This window comes from Ruegeria sp. N11 (assembly GCF_056531525.1).
The window spans coordinates 1-2139 of sequence record NZ_JBQFLX010000067.1 but is presented as its reverse complement, the minus strand read 5'-3'; the positions used below and the strand labels follow the sequence as shown (position 1 = coordinate 2139).

General features: G+C 51.6%; 1 protein-coding gene. It reads right to left on the bottom strand.

What is annotated here, in order from left to right:
* Positions 1–215: 215 nt before the first annotated feature.
* Positions 216–1883, bottom strand: coding sequence for a hypothetical protein (locus ACR0J8_RS24165; RefSeq protein WP_480892855.1), 1668 nt, complete (start codon positions 1881–1883; stop codon positions 216–218).
* Positions 1884–2139: the final 256 nt, after the last annotated feature.

The following is a 2139-nucleotide window of genomic DNA, read 5'->3' as shown; positions in this document are numbered from 1 at the left end:
AAACTCGTCCGTTCGTTTCGTTCCCATAGTTCATCTCCTTTGCTGCAATAAATGCTATCAAAGGAGCGGCATCAAACCGCGACACGTCCATCATTTATTGGTTATGAGTCCTGACCCTAGCGAACGCCCTCCTGACAGATGAGCGAGTGTGGCCGATCCAAAAAGCTAGAGTACCACACAAGCTATACTAGAGCGGCCATACACCAATCTAACCTTTACGGTTGGTCGATCCCGTAGGTGACATAGGAGTAGCCAGCATTAACAAGCTGAACCGCATTTCGCTCCGAGAGTGCGGACAGCGCCATCCGTTCGAGAACTGTCTGCCCAAGTTCTTTCTCACCGGCACCAAAAGAGACAACAGCTAAAGCATTATAGATCAAATACCGATACTTGCCTTCTGTCTCGCCAGTTTCCGCAATCTTCCGCACACGTTGCAACGCCCACGAATGATGTTTCTTAGGTTGCTCTTTAACGGAGGCACGTCTCGCAAACTGACCTGCAATATACGCATAGTCATGTGGATGCAGAGTTTCTTCAGCGTGGTCCATAAGATCGGTCAGAACGTGGACCGGAAAACCTTGCGTATCCAAATACAACCACGCTGTGACAGGATCATCGATGCCCGATAGCATGCGTTTTGCCCTATCGATATCGCCAACAGATGCGCCGACGGATGCAATGCCTAAGCGCGCTTCGAGCGCGAGACCAGAACTTTGCCACGCCATAGGACCACTGACTAGACCGCTAGCAATGACATCCGACGGATCATCTGGGAAGAGGCTTTCCGCGATGGAAAGGCGGTGGACCACTTCGTCTACGGACGCTCCTGCAAAATACAAAGCCCGTGCCGCATCTATATGGGCAAAAACTTCAAAAGGGGTGTCTGTCTTGTCGGCAAGAGTTACCATTCTTTTGGAGAGGCGGTGTGCCAAATCCGTATAGCCAAGCGCAGCACTACGCAGCGCAACACGCTCCATAAGGTCAAAGTCCGGCCATGGTTTGCGTTCCGCGTGGTGATCAAAAGCCGCTTCTAGGTAGAACCGTGCCTTTTCATCATCGTTCTCGGCCTCGGCTGCGGTCAGAAGCAGATTTGGATACGACAAGCTTGATGATGGAACCAACTCCAGTACAGTTTCCGCGCCAGCAACCTCAAATACACGGCGCGAGTAATTTGGTGAACGGACGCGACCTTCCGCAATACGCAGGACCTCAATGACACCTTCTCGATCTTCGAGGCGTGCTCTCAATTCAGCGGCGTATGCAACCTGCCAAGCCCGGGCTTTTGGGGAGCCCGTCTCAAACCAATAAACGATGAGCGATGCCATGGCGGCTGCAATGTGCGCGTCTTTCTGAGGAACGGGAATATCGGGACGGATTGGGCGAGTACCGTATGGATCATCTCCCAATAATATTAGGCCCGCTAACCAGAGATCACTTGCGTGCGCTTGAGGCAGTCGCGCAAGTGCAGCATCGAGATCGTGCCCACCTTGTATGGCATTCACAAGCCGATGCACTGCAACAGATTTTGATGCGATTTCAGTTGCAGCCTGCGACGTTTTTCCTCGTTCAAGGGCAATCTTCATGAACAAGTTCTCAGCCTCATCTATGCGCCCAACCGCCGCGAGCTGGCTAAGCGGTCGCGTGTCGATTGGTTCGGGGTAATTCTCATTAAGCAGCTGAACACCGGTATCCAGCAAACAATTGGCTGAGATGTCTCCGGAACAGTTCGCCAGCATGCTGGCGTGTGACGATCTGTCGAGCAAACCCAGAACCACGACAGCGAACAACGATAAGACTGCCAGAAGTTTTGCTATTACTCTCTTACGCATATTATCTAGCCTTAAGCTCAATCTCGCAAAATCCATACAGTAGAAAATTGGCATATAGTGTGGCGTCAATGGCGGAGAATGGTCTCAAAAACTGTGAATGACCAGGCCACACACCAAAGCCCAAAGGGCGTTTGAAGTGACTAATTGTTCTCCTTACGAGAGGCCCGCTTTGCTTCAAAACGCTCCCATACCTTTATTCGCCCCTTTTGCCGTGCATCAGCTAGGGTCAGGACCCATTGATTTCCGCGTGGCTGCGTGAGTCACGGTTCGAAAATCGAGCGGTGACCATGTCTGATCTTTTTTGGCTGAC

Excerpts from the sequence above, each read along its gene's own strand:
- ACR0J8_RS24165 (WP_480892855.1), bottom strand. The coding sequence starts at position 1,883 with ATGCCAATTTTCTACTGTATGGATTTTGCGAGATTGAGCTTAAGGCTA.